Origin of the sequence: Nocardia sp. NPDC052001 (assembly GCF_040680615.1) — a bacterium.
Lineage (GTDB): Bacteria > Actinomycetota > Actinomycetes > Mycobacteriales > Mycobacteriaceae > Nocardia.
Window position 1 is genome coordinate 1 of the sequence record NZ_JBFAXC010000005.1, and the last position, 19759, is coordinate 19759.

Consider the following 19759-nt stretch of genomic DNA (forward strand, 5'->3'; position numbering starts at 1 on the left):
GGGCGGCCACCGGGCCCGGCCCGGGCGCGACCGCCGCCGGCACCCCGCGCGCCGGAATGGCCGCCATGCGTCGCCGCAGTTCAGCGAGCTGTGCCTGTTTCGCTTCCGCCGCCGCACTCATCTATCGACCCACCTCTCCCAACCGATGTCCGAGCCCGAGGAGACAGCACCGATCCAGCTACCTAACATAATCGAATATATGTTCGATCGCAGCAAAGTAGAACTCGAGTGTCGCCGCGCGTCAAGAGGGTGTGGCGCAAACGTTCGGCTTCGAAGGAGGCCGTTCAGGATGGTTTTCCGCTACCCTGCACCCGTGACCGAACGCGCCCGTCCCATCGTCGGCCCTGATTACCTGGTTGCCGGCCGCTATCGCCTCCAGTCGAAGCTCGGTGGCGGTGGCATGGGTGCGGTATGGCTGGCCACCGACCGCCTACTCCACCGCGATGTCGCCATCAAACAGGTGCTCACCACCGCCGGACTCAGCGAGGACGAGGCGCAGGAGGTGCGCAAGCGGATCATGCACGAGGGCCGGGTCGCCGCCAAGCTCTCCCATGAACACGCCATCGCCGTCTACGACGTGGTGCTGGAAGCCGGTGAACCCTGGCTGGTGATGGAGTACCTGCCCTCTCGCAGTGTGGCCAAGGCACTTTCGCTGGCCAACGCGCTCTCCCCCATCGAGGTGGCGCAGATCGGCGCACAGGTCGCCGACGCGCTCGCCACCGCGCACGCGGCGGGCATCGTGCACCGCGATATCAAGCCCGGCAACATTCTGGTCGCCGATCGCGGTGACGAGGTCGGCATGGTCAAGCTCAGCGACTTCGGCATCTCCAGCGGTGCGGGCGACGCCTCCGACGATCCCGGCGACGTCATCACCGGCACCCCCGCCTATCTGCCGCCGGAGGTCGCGCGCGGCACCCAGCCCAGCGCCGCCAGCGACGTATTCTCGCTCGGCGCAACGCTGTACACCGCCATCGAGGGCCAGCCGCCGTACGGCTTCCACGAGGACAGCGATGTGATCGTGGAACGCGCCGCCATGGCGCAGATCATTCCGCCGCAGCGCAGCGGACAGCTCACCGAGGTGCTGCTGCACATGATGGAACCGGCGCCGCAGCGCCGCCCCACCATGACCGAGGCGCGCAATGAGATCCTCACCGCCGCATTCGGTCCCGGCACCGCGCCCTACATTCTGGGCGCGCCGGTGCGCACCGATGACGGCACCATTCCGGCCTGGGCGGCCCGCAATTCCGCCGCCGGACTGCGCAGCCCGCACTCCAGCCCGCTGCCCCGGCCGCAGCGTGCCAATGCCTCGGCTCCGGCTGCGCCGCAACAGAAGTCGAAGGGTTTCGACTTCGCCAAGCTCGGCCCCAACGCCGGACCGCTCGCGGTGGCGATCGGCCTGCTCATCGGCCTGCTGATCATCATCGTCATTCTGGTGGCGCTGTAATTCAGTCGATACGGCGGCGGTGTGCCCAGCGCGTCAACGCATTCCGGTTGGACTGCTGGGTCTTTCGCAGCACGTTCGAGGCGTGGGTCTCGACCGTCTTCACCGAGATGAAGAGGTTCTCGGCGATTTCGCGATAGGTGTAGCCGCGCGCCAGCAGCCGCAGCACTTCCAGCTCACGCGGAGTCAGTGAATCGAGCTCCGGATCCAGCGGCGGTTCGGGCACCTGCGACTTACCGGTGAACGAGTCGAGCACGAAACCCGCCAGGCGCGGGCTGAATACGGCATCGCCACCCGATACCCGGCGAATGCCGTCGGCCAATTCCGGGCCGGAAATCGTCTTGGTGACATAGCCGCGCGCCCCCGCGCGAATCACCGCGATCACATCCTCCGCGGCATCGGACACGCTGAGCGCCAAGCACACCGGCCCCGCCTCGATACCCTGCAATACCGCCACGCCGCCGCCGTCCGGCATATGCACATCCAGCAGCACCACATCCGGCGTGGTCGCCTTGATACCGGCGATGGCCTCGGCCACCCCGCCCGCCTCGCCGACCACCTCCATATCGGATTCGCGGCTCAGCTCGGCCCGCACCCCGGACCGGAACACGGCGTGATCATCGACCAGAAACACCCGGACGCTCAACAACATCTCCTCATTCGGCGGCGGAATTCTCTTGCTGCACCACAATGCGCTCGTCCGCACCATCCTTGCGCGGCATGATGATTCGCACCTCGGTGCCCCGCCCCGGCGTGGACAGGATCTCCACCTTGCCACCCCGGCGCTCGATCCGCGCGCGGATGGATCTGCTCAGCCCCTGCCGGTCGGACTCGACGGCGTTCACATCGAAACCCTTACCGCGATCGCGCACGAACACGCTCACCTGATGCGGTTCCACCTCGGCGAACAGATCGATCGACGGCACCTCGGCATGTTTGGCGGCGTTCACCAGCGCCTCCCGGGACGCGCCGAGCACCGCGGTGAAATGTTCCTTGGGCAGGCCGATTCCGCTGTCGTCCACATCCATCGAGACATCGCCGACCGTCACCGGCGTCACCTTCACCCCGTGCTGATCCTCCACCTCACCGGAGATGGTGCGCAGTGCGGCGGCCAGACTCGATTCGGCAGGACCGGAATCGTCGAACAGCCAGCGGCGCAGTTCGCGTTCCTGACTGCGCGCCAGCCGCACCACCTCGTGCGGATCCTCGGCCTGCCGCTGAATCAGGGCCAGGGTCTGCAATACCGAATCGTGCAGATGCGAGGCGATCTCCTCGCGCTCGTCATTGCGAATGCGCGCCGCGCGTTCATCATTGAGCGCCCGCACCATGCGCAGCCACAGCGGCACCGTGAGCAGTCCGGCCCCGACCAGGGTCACCGCCACCGCCAGTAGCGCCGACCCCATCGAACTCCAGTTGATGCGCGCCAACACCACCACGCCCAGTCCGACCACGATCAGCGTGGCGCCGCCGACGATGCGCGCCCAGGTGACCACCGACGGCCGCGCGGGCAGGCCGATGACCGATCGCGGTCCGTCCGCGTCGAATTCGCGCCACACCAGCGCCGCGCCGATCGCCACCACGATGACCGGGCCGATCACATGCGCGGCGGTACCGCTGAACAACCACGACATGCCAACGGACAGCGCCAAACCCAGCAGCACCAGGCCGCCCGCCTGCCGCCGCTCCGAGGCGGACGGCCGCGCCTGATCATCACCGCCGGGGGTGAAGATCCACAGCATGCCGTAGGCCACCACCCCGGCCCCAAGCAGACCGGACAGCAGTACGAACGCGATCCGCACCTTGAATACGTCGATGCCGAGGTGATCGGAGATTCCGCCCGCCACACCACCGACCACCCGGCCGCCCGCCCGCCGCACCAGTTTCGGCGGCTGACCCGCCGGACCGGCCGCGTCGACGGACCCGCGCGCGGGATCGAACGCCCCACGGGCAGGGTCGAACAGGGGTGCGGACGGATACATGCCTTCGATACTGGCATGCGGCCGGGACACGCGGCATCGGGAAACACCCCGATTCAGCCCTGAGAACCGCCGCCGCGCGGTAGCGCCGCCGGTGCACGAAATGTAGAACATCGGCGTCTAAATTTGTATCCGGAGACAAACATATTGTCGAAATCCATGACCGGATTGCACAAAGATTGCGCCGAATCCTGTTCCACGTGACAATTCGGCGATGTCCATCACGCAGCATCACCTCACCCTCGACGCTCCGGTCCTGCTGCGATTGCTGCCCAAACTCTCCGAACTGGCGGACGAACTCTTCGCCGCCGGCCTGGCCACCGTGCCCGGTGCGGAACAGGTGCCGGACGAGCTCTTCTCCGATGACGTCGCGGCCCGCATCATCAGCGGAACCATGGCCGTACTGCGCGCGGTCGACGAACGGCGGGACGTGGACGAGCACGAGCTGATCGAACTGATCACCCCGATCGTGGAACAGCGCGCCGAGGAACGCATCCCGCTGCGCGTGCTCATCACCGCGTTCTTCGGCAGCGTGCGCCTGCTGTGGCGCAAGGCGGCCGCCGCGGCCGCGCCCGAGGATCTGCCCGATCTGATCGCGCTGTCGGAGATCCTGCTCGAGGTGCTCCAGCGCTCGACCATCGCCATGGCAGAAACCCATGCCGATGTGGAGCGTTCCCTGTACGGCAGTGAACGCGAAGCCCGCCGGGAACTGTGCGCCGCCCTGCTGCGCGGATCGGCCGGCGCGGATCTCGCGGCCCGCGCCGATATCACCATCGCCGAGAGCTACGACATGATCGCGCTCCAGGTGGTGCCGCCCGACCATTCGATTCCCCTGGTGGACAATGCCATCGCCCGGCGGCGCATGCAGCGGGCCCAGCATGCGCTGGAGGAGCTGGCCGGTGGCACCACGGCGCTGCACACCTTCGACGGCGCGGCCGGAATCGCGCTGCTGCCGCCCGGACCCATCCGGGGTGCGGCCCAGTACGCGGCCCTCGCGGCCGATCTCGAGCAGATCTTCAACGTTCCCGTCGTGATCATCGACTTCGGTGCGGTGGCCCGCGCCGACCTTCCCGAATCCAGTACGCAGATCACCGAATTCGGCGTACTGGCTCGAAAACTGGGCCGTCCCACCGGCGCCTATCGCCTCGATGATCTGATGCTGGAGTATCAGCTCACCCGCCCCGGCCCCGCCCGGGATCGGCTGGCGTCCCGCATCACCCCGCTGATCGAGCATCCGCATCTGCTGGAGACGCTCGAGGTCCACATCCGGTACGGCTGGGATCGCAAGAGCGCGGCGGCGGCGATGCACCTGCACCCCAACAGTTTCAGTTATCGACTGCGGCGCATCGCCGAACTCACCGGATTCGATCCCGCCGACCCCTACGATTCGCGGATGCTGGCGGCGGCGTTGACGGTGTACCGGCTCAGCGAACCCGAACCCGCCTTCGTCCCGAATTAGTCTCCGGTCACAAATCCGTACCGCCGGGTTCTCCCGAACATGCAGTGACACCGCGTATTCCGGCCTTCGATACTTGTCTCCGAGCACATCGGCACACGATGATGCCGGGCGGCGACGGGGCCGGAAACAGCTGTACCCCGGTGCGCGCGGACCCCGGTCCGCCGGGCACGACCGCACCGGCGGGAAGGCACTCTCATGACCGCGTCGGATCCCCTGCACCGCACCGATTTTCCCGGCGGCAGCCCGCAATCCCGGCTGGTATCGGCCCTGATCCGAGGTACGGTGCGGCCGCTCATCTCGATCTGGGCGCGCCATCCGCGGCTGCGCTGGCCCTACCGCGCCGCCGACTGGCTGGGGCGTCCACTGCCCGGTCCGCGCGGGCTCACCCGCACCGCGGTGGCGCTGCCCGAATGCGGTGCGACACTTACCGTCCCGGACGTCGTGGATCCGGAGCGCTTCGTGCTGTATCTGCACGGCGGCGGCTTCGTCGTCGGCGGACGGCATCTGCACCGGCAGCTGACCGCGCGTTTCGCGGTGCGCTTGCGCACCCGAGTACTCGCCGTGAACTATCGCAAGCTGCCCGAACACGGCATCCCACTGGCGATTTCGGACTGCGTCGACGGTTACCGGCAGGCATTGGAGTGGGGTTATCCACCCGAGAAGATCACCCTCATGGGCGATTCGGCGGGCGGCTATCTGGTCTTCATGACCGCGGTGGAGATCCGCAGGCGGGGATTGCCCATGCCCGCCGCCATCGTGTCCATGGCCCCGCTCGCCGATTGGGATTTCACCGCCAAGCTCGCCGCGGCCACCGCGCACACCTGCGATATCTTCGCCCCCGGCGCGATCCCCGCGTTCGAGGTGATGGCGCGCGCGGCGGGCGGCGGAATCGTGCCGGAATCGCCCGCGCACTGCGATCTCACCGGTCTGCCGCCGACCCTGATCCAGGCGAGCTCCTCGGAGATGCTCTACCCCGACGCCGTGCTGATGGCGGAACGGCTACAGGCGCACGGCGTCCCGTGCCGGCTCCAGATCTGGGGCGATCAGGTGCATGTGTTCCAGGCGGCGGCCGGGTTCGCACCGGAGGCCACGGCCGCCGTCGCCGAGATCGGTTCCTTCGTCGACGGCGTCCTCGACACGGCGGGCGAATACCGCTCGGCCTGAACGCGATACGAGCCGGTTCCTGTCCGGTCCGGACAGCGGACCGGCTCGCGCGCGGCCGGACCGGATAACCGGTCACACCAGCGGCCACCGGGTGTTTTTCCATCATCCGGCCCGAAACTCCGGCGTCCGGAACCGTGCTCCTCCCTACCTTTCGATCAGCGGGTCATCGAGTCCCGCAACGAGGTTCGGGGAGGAACCACACATGATCATCAAGACCGCGATCGCCGGAGCGCTCACCGCACTCAGCCTCATCGCTGCGCAGGGCGAGGCACAGGCCGGAGCACTGGCACCGCACGAGAAGACGGTGACCGCGCCCAACGGCATGAGCGTCACCGTCGGGCACACCGATAACGCCATCCGCCCGGTGCCGCCGTTGAACGGCATGCCCACCAGTCGGGAGGCGTACCTGGACAACACGTCCTACGGCACCGTCACCGGCGGCACCGGCAAGCTGCACACGGGCTGGTTCATCGCCTGCGCCGTCGACCTGGACGTCAAATTCGATATCAAGGCCAGCGCGGGCATCGATGTGAACGCCTCGGTGGGGGCGAGCGCGAGCCTGACCGAGGTGACACCGACCGCCAGCGTGTCGATCTCACCCGAGCTCGGGGCGAGCATCGGAGCCAATCTGTCGATCACGCCCGGCAAGATCATCGATCTGACCCTGCCGCCCGCGCTCACCGATAAGGAGCTGCCCGCGAGCGGCACCGGCTACATCATCAACCGCGACTATCGCCTCACCGTGCAGAACTGCGGCGGACCACTGACCGTGCAGGCGTACACCGTCATTCAGGCCACCTCACCCGAGGTCAGCGTGACGGAATACGTTCTCGGCGAACCGATGTCGCTGTGATCCGCGCACGACGGCGGCTAAATTGGCGGTATGCGGGTGGGGAGCGATCGAATGCCGGACGAACCATGGTGACCAGGGACACCGATTCCGAACCCCAGGTCCGTTCACCCCGAACGCATTTCGCCCAGCGCTTCGCCGAACTATATGAGGCGGCGGGCAATCCGACCCTCCGCCGCGTCGCCACCGCGGCCGAGCAACGCATGCGCGCCGCCCAGGGCACCCGCCCGGGCGGCGCGTCCGCACAGCGCATCAGCGATTGGAAAGCGGGCCGAAATGTCCCCGCCCGCTTCGAATCCCTGCTCCCGGTGGTGCTCACCCTCATCGACCTGGCCCGCAAAGCCGGACATCCACTGACCCGGGAACTCGCCGAACCCAAGGAATGGCAACGCCTCTGGCAATCCGCCACCACCTGGAATCCCGAAGCCGACACCGAATCCGCCTGCCCCTACCCCGGTCTGATCTCCTACGCCGCCGCCGACCACAACCTCTTCTTCGGCCGCACCCGCGCCACCACCGAACTCACCGACCTGATCCGCACCGCCACCGGCCCGATCACCCTCATCGGCGCCTCCGGCGCAGGCAAATCCTCCCTACTCGCGGCAGGCATCATCCCCGCCCTCACCGACTGGGAGACAACGGCACTCACCCCCGGCACACACCCACTCACCGCACTCGCCGAGGCGCTCACGGGATGGGCCTCGAACCCCGAGCCAACCGATTCGCTGCCAGCGCAGGAAAATCCAGCTCTCGCGCAGGCCGATTCGGTGCCCGCGCACACCGATTCGGCTCCCACACAGCTCGAATCGGCCCTCGCCCCGCGCGCGGACGGCCCGCGCCGACTGCTGATCATCGACCAGTTCGAGGAACTCTTCACCACCTGCGCGGCCGAACGCGAACGCGAGGACTTCCTCACCGCCCTGCACACCGCCGCCACCCGCACCAACGATCCTTTCGCCGTCGTACTCGCCCTGCGCGCCGACTTCTACGCCCACTACCTCAACTATCAAATCCTCCAGGACGCCCTGGAGAATCGCAGTTACCTTCTCGGCCCCATGCGCCCCGACGAACTGGCACAGGCGATTTCGGGCCCGGCTCGCTCCGTCGGCCTGGATCTCGAGCCCGGCCTCGAAGAACTCGTCATCACCGAACTCTGCGGCGCGGGCGACCACCACGGCCGCCAGAGCTACGACCCGGGCGCGCTCCCGCTGCTCTCGCACGTCATGGCCGCCACCTGGCAACACCGCGAAGGCCGCCGCCTCACCATCACCGGATACCGCAATTCCGGCGGTGTGGTCGGCTCGGTCACCGAAACCGCCGAACACGCCTGGAACGAACTCGGCCCCTCTCAGCGCGCCGCCGCCCGCGAAATCCTGCTCGGCCTCGTCACCGTCAGCCAGGACTCCCGAGACACCCGCCGCCGAGCCCAACGCCCCGACCTCCTACGCCGCGCCGAAAACCCCGAAGACGCCACCGCCGCACTGGAACTCCTCTCCCGCACCCGCCTCATCACCCTCGACGCGGACGCGGTCACCCTCACCCACGAAATCGTCCTCATCGCCTGGCCCCGCCTGCGCACCTGGATAGACGAGGACCGCGTCGGCTACCTGGTCCGCCAGCGACTGGAAACCGATGCCGCCGAATGGGCAGCGCAGGAACGAGATTCATCCCTGCTGTACCGCGGCACCCGGCTGCAGAACGCCATGCAGCATGCGGCCCCTCCGCCAGTCGGACCGCTGGCACAACAGTTCCTCGACGCCGCGAGCAATACCGCTCGCAAGTCCAAGCTCCTCGGTCGAATCACCAGGGCGGGACTGGTTTTCCTCGGCGTCTGCCTACTCATCGTCGGGATGGTCAGCTACAACAACGGCCGCCGCGCCGATCAGCAACGCGAGGACAAGAACTTCGCGGCGGTAATGGCGACGGCCGACCGCCTGGTGGCCGCCGATCCGTCAGTGGCGGCACAGATGTATCTGATCGCGCACCGCATGCGCCCCGAGGACGAGGATGTGCGCACCCGGTTACTGCAAACCCAGAACCTGCCGTTGATGACGCGAATCACCGCGCACGACAAAGAGATATCGGAGATCGAGTATCGACCGGACGGCAAGGTGCTGGCGTCGATCGCCATCGCGAACACGCTGCGCCTGTGGGATTCCACCGCGCCCCGGCAGTTGCGGCAGTTGGGCGCGGAAATATCGGACGTGAAGCACGTGGCGTTCAGTCCGGACAGCACGCTCATGATCACCTCGGGCTACCTGAACGATCCCCGAGTGTGGGATATCCGCACACCCGGCGCACCCCGTCTGGTGACCACGCTGAGCCGAGACGGGCAGCAGCGGACACGGCCGATAGAGATGATCTTCATCGGCGACGGGCACACCGTCGCCGCGTACTCCGCGACTGATCTCACGCTCTGGAATCTCAGCGATCCGGCTACCCCGATTCCGGGTCCACCCGCGCCGCGGCCGCCCAGATCCGATCCAGCGATACCCGCCTCCGTCGGGTTGGAATCGCTGGCGTACAACGCGACCGGACGCATACTGGCCACCACCGATTTCGCCGAACCCACTGGGACGGTAGGGCTCTGGGATGTCGGCAACCCGGCAGCCGCCACCCCGCTGAGCGAATTCCAAGCTGCCAGCGGTGGCGTCCGCCATATCGCCATCAGCCCCGACGGCAGTACTCTCGCGGCGGGCGGTTACGAGGCGGTTCCCGGCACCACGCGCCTGACATCGACCCTGCGCCTGTGGGATATCACCGATCGCGCGCACCCGCGACTTGCCTCGATCCTGGCCGACCCGGACGGCAGCACGGTGCTCGGACTGGCGTACAGCCCTGACGGGCAGACCCTCGCCGTCGCGGGCGGCAACGGCGGCGCGCTCTGGAACGTACTCGATCCAGGCAATCCCGTGCGCCGCCCGAACCGCCTGTCCACCAGTGCCAACACCTGCCGATACGACGGCAGCGCCGCGGCTTGCGAGGGCGGTTTCGAAGTGCTCACGTACGCTCCGGACGGGCGCACCCTGACCACCGGAAATCAGAGCGGGCAGATCCAACTGTGGTCGCCCCCCTCTGCAGATCTGAGCGGATACGCCGGAACCGTGTCCACAGCTGTCTTCGACGACCCCGGCGATCGCATGGTGACGATCTCCGCCGACGGTCGCATACTGGTCTGGGATCTGCGAAATCCCCTTGCGCCCAAGCGCATCGGCGAGTTCACCCTGCCACGGGTGTACTACGCACCGCATCTGAGTCCGGACGGGCGCACCCTGCTGGTGACGGCCGCCTCCCCCGCCACCGCTCTGCTGCTGGATCTGTCGGATCCCGCACACATCCCACCGCCGGTCAACTGGCCGTTGATATCCGGCGGCGAACTGGTCACCGTCACGGTGAGCCCCGATTGGCGACGCGCGGTCACGGTCGGCAACCACCACGCACAACTCTGGGATCTGTCCGACCGCACCCGCCCCACCCCGCTCGGCGCACGCATCACCCCGGCCGCGGAGATACCGGTCTTCCAAGGGGCAACAGTCACCCCGGACGGCCGCGCCCTGCTGGTCACCGAACTCTCGGGCGGCAGCTCCGGTGATCTCGTCGTCGTGCGCTGGGACATCAGCGATCCGGGCACACCACGGCAACTCGACGAGTTGTTCCGCGCACCTTTGCAAGACACCTATCGGGTGGCCTTCACCCCCGACCTGCACACCCTCCTGGCCTTCGGCGCGAGGACGACGCGGAGTTGGGCAATCGAGAATCCGGAAAAGCCCAGGGCCCTGAGTGATCCGATCGTCAGCCCACCCGGTTCGATCCTTTCGGTCGATTTCACCGCCGACGGTCACACAATGGCCATCAACACCATCGACGGCGCGGTTCAGCTCTGGGACTTCACCGATCGCGCCCATCCCCGGCGAATCGGCGGCTCCCTGGTGAATTCCGGCGAGATCATGGACGCCCGATTCCATCCATCCGGCCGCTTTCTGATCGGCACCGGAGGCGGTGGCGCGGTACGACTCTGGGACCTGAACCCCGACCACGTCGCCACCCGCGTCTGCGCCGCCACCGGCGTCACGTGGACCCCGCAGCTCTGGCAGTACTACCTACCCCAACTCCCCTATTCACCACCGTGTGCCTGAATGTGCGCGCCGTCAGCGGTCATAGAACCGGCTGGCGGCGCGCCGCGTCGGCGCGGCATACTCCCCAGGGGATGATCGAAGTGCGGTGGGGGCGTGGTGACGGGGAACGTGGTAGTCGACGATCGGGAAATGCCGACGCCGCGAGCGGTTTTCGCGGAGCGATTCGCCGAACTGTATGCGGCCGCCGGTAATCCGACACTGCGGCGGGTCGCGACGATCGCGGAGAATAGAATGCGGGCCGCACAGGGCAGTCGTGCGGGCGGGGGTGCCTCGGCGCAGCGGATCAGTGATTGGAAGGCCGGGCGGAATGTGCCCGCGCGGTTCGAATCACTGCTGCCGGTGGTGCTGACGCTCGTCGAACTGGCACGCAACGCCGAGCATCCGCTGACCAGGGAACTCGCCGAACCCAAAGAGTGGCAGCGCATCTGGCTCGCGGCCACCAGCTGGAGCCAGGACGATGCGGGCGAAACCGATTGCCCTTACCCGGGTTTGACCTCCTACGCCGCGGCGAACCAGCGGCTGTTCTTCGGCCGCGACCGAGCCACCGCCGAACTCGCCGAACTGGTGCGCACGGCGCACGGCCCGGTCGCGGTGATCGGTGCGTCCGGAGCAGGCAAGTCCTCACTGCTGGCGGCCGGTCTGGCACCGGTACTGGGAGATTGGCGAATCACCGCCCTCACCCCGGGCGCGCATCCGCTCACCGCCTTGGCCGCCGCACTGGAACTTGCCGAACCCTCGACCGCCATGCTGAGACCCGCCGAACCCTCGACCGCTGTGCTGGGACCTGACGAATCCCCTGGCGCGGCACTGGAACCCGTCGAACCCCCGGTCACAGCCATCGACGGTTCCGGCGTAGCGGATTCCACCGCGGCGGTCAGCATCGACGCGCTCACCACCGCTCTGGGCCCGTCCGACGGCCCGCGGCGGCTGCTGATCATCGATCAGTTCGAGGAGTTGTTCACCACCTGCGTGGGCGAATCCGAACGTGAGGAATTCCTGCGCGTCCTCAACGAGTGCGCGACGCGCGGTGACGATCCGGTCGCCGTGGTGATGGCGCTACGCGCCGACTTCTACGCGCAGTGCCTGAATTACCGGGTATTGCAGCACGCACTCGAGCAGCGGAGCTATCTACTCGGGCCTATGCGACCAGATGAACTGGCACAGGCGATTTCGGGTCCGGCCCGCACGGTCGGCCTCACCCTGGAACCCGGGCTGGAAGAACTCGTCATCACCGAACTGTGCGGCGTCGGCGACCAGCACGACCGCAGCGAATACCACCCCGGCGCGCTCCCCCTGCTCTCGCACGTCATGGCCGCCACCTGGCAGCACCGCGACGGCCGCAAGCTCACGGTCGCCGGATATCGCCGCGCGGGCGGCGTGGTCGGCTCGGTCACCGAGACCGCCGAACACGCCTGGAATGAACTCACCGACCCGCAGCGGACAGCGGCCAAGGACATACTGCTCGGACTTATCGCGGTGAGCCAGAATTCCCGCGACACCCGCCGCCGAGCTCAACGACCGGAACTACTCCGCCGCGCCGCCGATCCCGAAGCCGCCACCGCCGCACTGGAACTCCTCGCCGCCACCCGCCTCATCACCCTCGACGCCGACACCGTCACCCTCACCCACGAGATAGTCCTCACCGCTTGGCCCCGCCTGCGCGCGTGGATCGACGAGGACCGCGTCGGCTACCTCGTACGTCAACGCATGGAACTCGACGCGGCGGAATGGGCTGCGCAGGAACGGGATTCATCGCTGCTCTATCGCGGCACCCGGCTGCAGAACGCTCTCGAACACGCGAATCCACCACCCTTGGGTCCGCTCGCCGGGGAATTCCTCGACGCCGCGACCACCGCGCACACCCGCACCCGGCATCGCTCCTCCCGCATCAAGACGATCCTGGCGCTGTTGGGTGTCGCCCTGCTGGCACTCGGTTTCGCCGCGTACACCCAGACTCGCCTGGTCGAACAGCAACGCGATGACAAGACCTTCACGGCCGTACTCTCCGAAGCCGATCGCGTGCGCAATACCGACCCGTCCCTTGCCGCGCAGCTCTATCTGGTCGCACGACAGCTGCGCCCGCACGATGAAGACGTGCGGATCAGGCTGCTGCGCACCCAGGCCATGCCGCTCGCCAACGTGAATCGCGTTCAAAAAGAAGGTATTTGGCAGCAGCAGTACCGCCTCGGCAAGCTGCTCGTCACTCTCGGCTGGAGCGGTGAACTGCGCCGGTGGGATGTCAGCGACCCACACCACCCGCTGGCACTGGGGCAGAGTCTCGACAAAATCGAATCCATGGCCGTCAGCCCCGATGGGGAACTTCTGGCCACCGTCGCACGGGACTCCGGAATTCGAATCTGGGATGTGCGAGATCCCGCTGTCCCGCAACAGATATCGGAGCTTCCCGCACCCGGAGGCAGCCTGCTGGACATGCGTTTCGCCGGTGGTGATGGACGCACCCTGATCGTGGTGAAGCCGAATGACCTGACCTTCTGGAGCCTGCGGAAGCCCACCGCGCCCGAATCGAGCGCACCGTACGAATTCCACCGCCCCGCACCGAACACGCCGATCCCGCACCTCGCCGTCAGCCCGGATGGGCGCATGCTGGCCGTGAGCCGGGACACCGACGGCAAGGCGTTCAATCAATCCATCGAACTACTGAACCTGGGCGACGGCCAGATACCGCGGGTCATCACCGATCGGCTCGGCCCGGTCGACGCGTCCATCGGCGATCCGATCTTCAGCCCTGACGGCCACACCCTCGCGGTGATCACCATCGGTAGCGATTCGACGCTGCTCGACAGCAAGAACTTCATCCAACTCTGGAATATCACCGACCCCGCGAAACCACAGCAGGTCGGCATCCCCATCGCGACCGGGACCACCAGCATCTCCGCCATGGCCTACAGCCCGGACGGCCGCATACTGGCCATCTCGGAAGCCGTGGGCGTCGCGCTGTGGAATATCACCGAGCCCACCGCCCCGGCACTGATCACGAACGAACTCGCGCTGAGCACCGCCACCTGCCGCATGCGCGGGATCGAATTCCCCTGTACCGGAGCGCCATCGGTCTTGGACTTCACCTCCGACGGGCGAAACCTGTTGGCCTCCGGGGCCGGCGGCGAGATCCTGACCTGGTCGCTCCCACCCGCGATACTCACCGGCCAGGCCGGAACGGTATCTCAGCCACAATTCGACAGCACCGGCGAACGCATGGTCACTCAATCCGGCGACGGCCGAATCATGGTGTGGGACTTACGGAATAGGCACGCACCCGACCGAATCGGCGAATATCGGCGGCCACCGGGTATCTACGAGATCCAATTGTCTCCGGACGGGCGCACCCTGCTGCTGATCAGCGGCAATCGCGACACTCCACTCCAACTGCTGGACCTGACCGATCCCGCACACATCCGTCTACGGGCCGAATGGCGCGTACCGGGTGATAGAACCCAGGCATTTCAGGTCAGCGCGGATTGGCGCACGATGGCCACCGCCGGCGCCGACGGGACAGTCCGGCTGTGGGACCTGTCCGACCCGGCCCACCCACGGGGCTTCGGAGCGCCACTGGCACTGCACGTTTCCTCAGCCACCGACCTGGAATTCAGCGCCGACGGCAAAACCCTCTACACGCGGCAGCAGACCGACGCTGCAACCAACCCGGAAGCGATCATCAGCCGGTGGAATCTCACCGATCCGGACCACCCACGGCAGCAAGGTGAGCCACTGCGGTTGTTCGACGGCTTCTATCCACGCAGTCTCCGGCTCTCGCCAGATGAACGCACCATGGTCACCATCAATCAGCAAACGATCCAACTCTGGGACATCACCGATCCGAACCGCTTCACCGCACTCGGCGACCCCATCGCCGCGCACTCGCGAATGGTGATTTCGTCGATCTTCACCGCGGACGGGCGAACCATGGCGACCTCCAGCGCCGATGGCTCGATTCAACTCTGGGATGTCACCGATCGCACTCACCCGCGTCGCATCGGCGCACCGCTCGTCGAACCCTGGAACATTCTCTGGACCCTCGACTTCACCCCGGACGGCCACGCGCTCACCAGCGTCGCCGAGGATGGCGCAATCCTGCTGTGGGACTTGGACGAACAACCCGCCATCGACCGTGTGTGCGCCATCACCGGCAAATACTGGACCCCCGAACTCTGGCGGCGTTACCTGCCACAACTCCCCTACCACCCACCTTGCGATTGACCGTGCGCACAGGCGATTCACAGTCGTCCCGCAGCAGCCATGGAGGTTGCGGCTAGATCATCAGTGCTGGCTCGCGGGGCGGGTCGCCTGGTGGATGGGGAGAAGAATGCAACGCACATGGGTAGTGGCTGCCCTGATCGCTGTGGGCGGGTGCGTGCTGGGCGCGCCCGGGGCGGGCGCGGTGACGTCCGCCCCGCATGAGAAGAGTTACTCCACGCCGAACGGGTTCGAGTTCACGGTGGGGAATCAGGATCAGGATGTGCGGCCGGTGCCGCCCATGAACGGGATGCCGACCAATCGGGAAGTGTTCCTGGACAACACTTCCTACGGGAAGATCGCGGCGGGCGGCAAGGGGCATCTCAAGGCCGGGTATTACGTGGCGTGCCAGGTCGACGTGGACGCCAAACTGCATATCGATCCCGAGTTCGATCCCAATCCGGGCGTCACCGCGCACGCGGGCGTCGGACTGGACGGTCCGCAGGCCGGGGTCGACATGTCGATGGGGCCGACCGTGTACGGCGGTATCGGGCTCGACATCTACCTGGCCCCGGGCAAGATCGCCGATGTACTCGCCGGGGAGAAGGATCTGCCCGGCGACGGCAGCCTCACGTACCTGATGAACAAGGACTTCCACCTCGATGTCACCGGCTGCGGCGGACAGCTCACACTGCGGCCGTACACCATCATCACCGCCAACTCCGACGGTGACGGCGGCAGCGGCGCGGTCTACGGGGACCTGATCACGCTCTGACCGATTTCCGGTCCCCGACAGGCAATTCAGGTGCGGTTTCAGGGTCTTCCCCGATGCGCCCGGACCCGGCGCACAACCACCATGGAAGCCATGACGAGAACGAGCGACTGGTCCAGGGGCACCGGGCGTGCCGGCTTCGCGGAACAGATTCACGAGATGTGGCAGAGCCGGCCGCTGCGCCTGCCCCAGCAGGGACCCATCGCGGGCGTCGCCGCCGGATTCGGCCGCCGCTACAACGTCGACCCGGTGCTGATCCGGGTCGCGTTCGTGGTCTCGGCACTGTTCGGCGGCGCGGGCATCGTGCTCTACCTGCTCGGCTGGCTGTTGCTCAACCAGGCCGGCGACCAGTCCTCGGCGGCGGAATCGCTGTTCGGCAAGGGCCAGAGCTCGCAGACCTCGTCCAAGACCATCGTGCTCCTGGTGGCGTTGGGGATCGCCGTGAGCACGATGGGCCCCGTCGGCATCGGACTCGGCGGATCCGGTGTGGTGAGCTTCGGGCTCATGCTGGCCGGATGGTGGCTGCTGCATCAGCGCCAACCCGAACCGCCGATCGGCTATCTGGAGCAGGCGGGTGAGAGCGCGCTCGGCGGATTCCCGGTCGCCAACTCACCGTTCTGGACCGGATATCCCGGTACCACAGCGCCTTTCGAGACTTACGGGCCGTACACCAAACTCCCGGACAGCTACGTCCCGGACCCGGCGACCCAGCAGGCCGCGGAAGCCCCCACCGAAGCCTTTGCCGCCCAGGGTGTTCCGATGCCCGAGCAGGCCACGACCGTACTGCTCCGCAAAGACGCTCCGGCCGAACCGCCGGTAGACGCTGCGGCACAGGACATTCCGCCGGTCACCACCAACGACACGGTGGTGCTGACCAAGAGCGCGACGACCCCGGACGATCCGAACTCCGACGCGGAGACGCCATCGGAGTCCACCGGCACCGCCCTCGACATCCCGCCCGGCAACAGTCCGGCGGTACCGCCGAACCCGCCCGAAGCGCCTGTCCTGCACCGTATTCCACCGACCGGCGAACGCCCCTCCTACGCCTACGGTCCGGCTCCGATCTCCCCCGACTTCGGCCCCACCCCGCCCGACTGGGATCCGCTCGCGGTGGCCCCGCTGGCCTGGGATCTGCCCGAACCCGTTCCGGCACAGTCGCAAGCGCAACCGGTCCAGGTGGTTCCGCGCAAGCCCCGCTCCCGGCTGACCCCCGTCGTCATCGGCCTCTCCATCCTGGCCGCGGCGGCAGCGGGTTCGGCGGCCGCGGCGGGCGTGGAATGGATGACACCCAGCCGAATCGGCGCGGCCGCACTGGCGGTGCTGGCCTTCGGACTTGTCATCGGCGCGTTCCTGCGCCGCGGCTACGGCCTCATGGTGCTGCTCGCCCCGCTGGCCGGATTCGTCATCCTGTCCTCACTGATCGGGCCGATCCAATTCGATCAGGGCGCGATGGGTGATCGCACCTGGTCCGCGACCGGCGGAACCGAACTGCTGCCGGAGTATCACGTCTCCATGGGCTCGGCCACCCTCGACCTGAGCAAACTGGCGCTGACCGAGGACAAGACCACCAAGGTCTCGGTGCGCATGGGTGATGCCCGCGTGGTGCTGCCGGAGAACCTGCGGGTGAACACCACCTGCACGGTGCGGCTGGGTGATTCGAACTGTGTAAGTGGAATGTCCGGCCCCGCAACGGGTCCGGTCCTCAATCTGACCGTGGATGTGCAAATGGGCAATGCGGAGGTGCGTCGTGGCTGAGCAGAAGAATCGCAAACCGTCCTTCTCACTGCTGCTGGCGGGCCTGCTGGGCCTCGGAGTGAGCGTCTGGGCCTTCATCGGACCCAGCTCCTGGCCGGTGTCCGAAGGCATCTCACTCGGCTGGATTCTGGTCATCGCGGCCATTGTTGTCGGAATCGTGCTTGTGCTTTCCCCCCGGAAGAACAGAGACTGAATCACGCGCTGCCCCACCCTCGCCGGGGCAGCGCACCGCCTTTCCGGACTGCCCTCCGAAAGGCAGAAGGCCCCTCGCCAGTGCGGCGAGGGGCCTTCGTCATGCGTCAGGCGGGACCTGCCGCACTCACTCCCATTCGATGGTGCCCGGCGGCTTGCTGGTCACATCGAGCACTACGCGGTTCACGTCCGCGACCTCATTGGTGATGCGGGTGGAGATGCGCTCCAGCACCTCGTACGGCAGGCGCGTCCAGTCCGCGGTCATCGCGTCCTCACTGGAGACCGGGCGCAGCACGATCGGATGACCGTAGGTGCGGCCGTCACCCTGCACGCCGACGCTGCGCACATCCGCGAGCAGCACCACCGGGCACTGCCAAATCGACTTGTCCAGACCGGCGGCGGTAAGTTCCTCGCGCGCGATGGCATCGGCCTGACGCAGCAGATCCAGGCGGTCCTGATTCACCTCGCCGATAATGCGGATGGCCAGACCCGGACCCGGGAACGGCTGGCGCGCAACGATTTCCTCGGGCAGGCCGAGTTCACGGCCGACCGCGCGCACCTCATCCTTGAACAGCAGGCGCAGCGGCTCGACCAGCGAGAACTCCAGATCGTCCGGCAGACCGCCGACATTGTGGTGGCTCTTGATGTTCGCGGTGCCGGTGCCGCCGCCGGACTCGACCACGTCCGGGTACAGGGTGCCCTGCACCAGGTATTCGACCTTGGTCTCGCCCTGCTCGCCGACCACCTCGGAGACCGCGTCCTCGAACGACCGGATGAACTCCCGGCCGATGATCTTGCGCTTCTCCTCCGGATCGGTGACGCCCTTGAGCTCACCGAGGAACTTGTCCACAGCGTCAACGGTGACGAGCTTCGCGCCGGTCGCGGCCACGAAATCCCGCTGCACCTGCTCCCGCTCACCCGCGCGCAGCAGACCGTGATCGACGAACACACAGGTCAGCTTGTCGCCGATGGCACGCTGCACCAGCGCCGCCGCCACCGCGGAATCCACACCACCGGACAGACCGCAAATGGCATGCCCGTCACCGACCTGCTCGCGCACCTGATTGATCAGCGCCTCAGCGATATTCGACGCCGTCCACGCCGCCGGAATGCCCGCGATCTCATGCAGGAAGCGGCTCAGAATCTGCTGACCGTGCGGCGAATGCAGCACCTCGGGGTGGTACTGCACACCCGCCAGGCGACGCTCCAGGTTCTCGAACGCCGCGACCGGCGCGCCCGCGGAGGTGCCGGTGACCTCGAAACCGGCCGGGGCATCGGTGACCGCGTCACCGTGGCTCATCCACACCGGCTGCCGAGTGGGCAGGCCGCCGTGCAGAATGCCGCCGTCCACACTCAATTCGGTGCGGCCGTACTCCCGCGTCCCGGTATGCGCGACGGTGCCGCCGAGCGCCTGCGCCATGGCCTGGAATCCGTAGCAGATGCCGAAAACCGGCACATCCAGATCGAACAGGCGCGGATCCAGCTGCGGCGCGCCCTCCGCGTACACACTGGACGGACCACCGGAGAGAATCACGGCGAGGGGCTGCTTCTCCGCGATCTCCTCGACGGTGGCGGTATGCGGCACCACCTCGGAATACACGCTCGCCTCGCGCACCCGGCGCGCGATCAATTGCGCGTACTGCGCACCGAAGTCGACAACTAGGACTGGTCGCTGGGTATCTGCCACCGTCACAGTCTAAAGAGCGACATAGGACACAGTCCCGCCACCCCGAGACTCCAACGCACAGCTGAGAGCCGTAAACCGCTGGGAACGCGTAGGCCCGGTCGAGAGCCGAAACCATGTCGGCCGTACCCCCGGAGTT

12 protein-coding genes are annotated in these 19759 nt (G+C 67.2%); 9 read left to right on the forward strand and 3 right to left on the reverse strand.

The annotated features are described in order from the left end of the window. The first annotated feature begins 289 nt into the window (after nt 1–289). Entirely contained in the window at nt 290–1444 is a 1155-nt protein-coding gene (locus AB0L82_RS24360) for a serine/threonine-protein kinase (protein ID WP_364640578.1), read from the forward strand. A gap of 1 nt (nt 1445) precedes the next feature. On the opposite strand, the gene AB0L82_RS24365 is transcribed toward AB0L82_RS24360, so the two are convergent. Together AB0L82_RS24365 and AB0L82_RS24370 are read right to left on the reverse strand one after the other, a co-directional pair. After that, the gene (locus tag AB0L82_RS24365; protein ID WP_364640581.1) at nt 1446–2087 is read right to left on the reverse strand and encodes a response regulator transcription factor; all 642 of its coding nucleotides are present in this window, start codon (nt 2085–2087) and stop codon (nt 1446–1448) included. A gap of 10 nt (nt 2088–2097) precedes the next feature. Further along, nucleotides 2098–3420, reverse strand: a complete 1323-nt coding sequence (locus tag AB0L82_RS24370; RefSeq protein ID WP_364640584.1) for a PspC domain-containing protein — start codon at nt 3418–3420, stop codon at nt 2098–2100. A 211-nt stretch (nt 3421–3631) separates the two neighbouring features. Between AB0L82_RS24370 and AB0L82_RS24375 the strand changes: the two genes are divergently transcribed. The 8 genes from AB0L82_RS24375 (at nt 3632) to AB0L82_RS24410 (ending at nt 17937) form a co-directional block, all read left to right on the forward strand. Beyond that, nucleotides 3632–4876 carry a helix-turn-helix domain-containing protein gene (locus tag AB0L82_RS24375; protein ID WP_364640587.1) on the forward strand — a complete coding sequence of 415 codons (1245 nt, stop codon included), beginning with the start codon at nt 3632–3634 and terminating at the stop codon, nt 4874–4876. A 195-nt stretch (nt 4877–5071) separates the two neighbouring features. Continuing rightward, nucleotides 5072–6040: an alpha/beta hydrolase gene (locus AB0L82_RS24380; RefSeq protein WP_364640590.1), complete on the forward strand. Its 969-nt coding sequence runs from the start codon at nt 5072–5074 to the stop codon at nt 6038–6040. Between the two features lie 202 nt (nt 6041–6242). Beyond that, nucleotides 6243–6893: an MspA family porin gene (locus AB0L82_RS24385; protein WP_364640593.1), complete on the forward strand. Its 651-nt coding sequence runs from the start codon at nt 6243–6245 to the stop codon at nt 6891–6893. 65 nt (nt 6894–6958) lie between these two features. Further along, on the forward strand, nt 6959–11026 hold the full coding sequence (locus AB0L82_RS24390; RefSeq protein WP_364640596.1) for a WD40 repeat domain-containing protein: 4068 nt from the start codon (nt 6959–6961) through the stop codon (nt 11024–11026). 129 nt (nt 11027–11155) lie between these two features. Beyond that, complete coding sequence (locus AB0L82_RS24395) at nt 11156–15241, forward strand: hypothetical protein (protein WP_364640599.1); 4086 nt, start codon at nt 11156–11158, stop codon at nt 15239–15241. Nucleotides 15242–15347: 106 nt separating this feature from the next. Next, nucleotides 15348–15992 carry an MspA family porin gene (locus AB0L82_RS24400; protein ID WP_364640602.1) on the forward strand — a complete coding sequence of 215 codons (645 nt, stop codon included), beginning with the start codon at nt 15348–15350 and terminating at the stop codon, nt 15990–15992. 90 nt (nt 15993–16082) lie between these two features. Next, the gene (locus tag AB0L82_RS24405) at nt 16083–17744 is read left to right on the forward strand and encodes a PspC domain-containing protein (protein ID WP_364640605.1); all 1662 of its coding nucleotides are present in this window, start codon (nt 16083–16085) and stop codon (nt 17742–17744) included. Further along, complete coding sequence (locus tag AB0L82_RS24410; protein WP_364640608.1) at nt 17737–17937, forward strand: hypothetical protein; 201 nt, start codon at nt 17737–17739, stop codon at nt 17935–17937. The genes AB0L82_RS24405 and AB0L82_RS24410 overlap by 8 nt, the downstream gene beginning before the upstream one ends. A 126-nt stretch (nt 17938–18063) precedes the next feature. Here AB0L82_RS24410 and guaA read toward each other — a convergent pair whose 3' ends face one another. After that, a complete protein-coding gene (gene guaA, locus AB0L82_RS24415; RefSeq protein ID WP_364640611.1) occupies nt 18064–19623 on the reverse strand; it encodes a glutamine-hydrolyzing GMP synthase in 1560 nt (519 codons plus the stop codon). Nucleotides 19624–19759 lie beyond the last annotated feature (136 nt).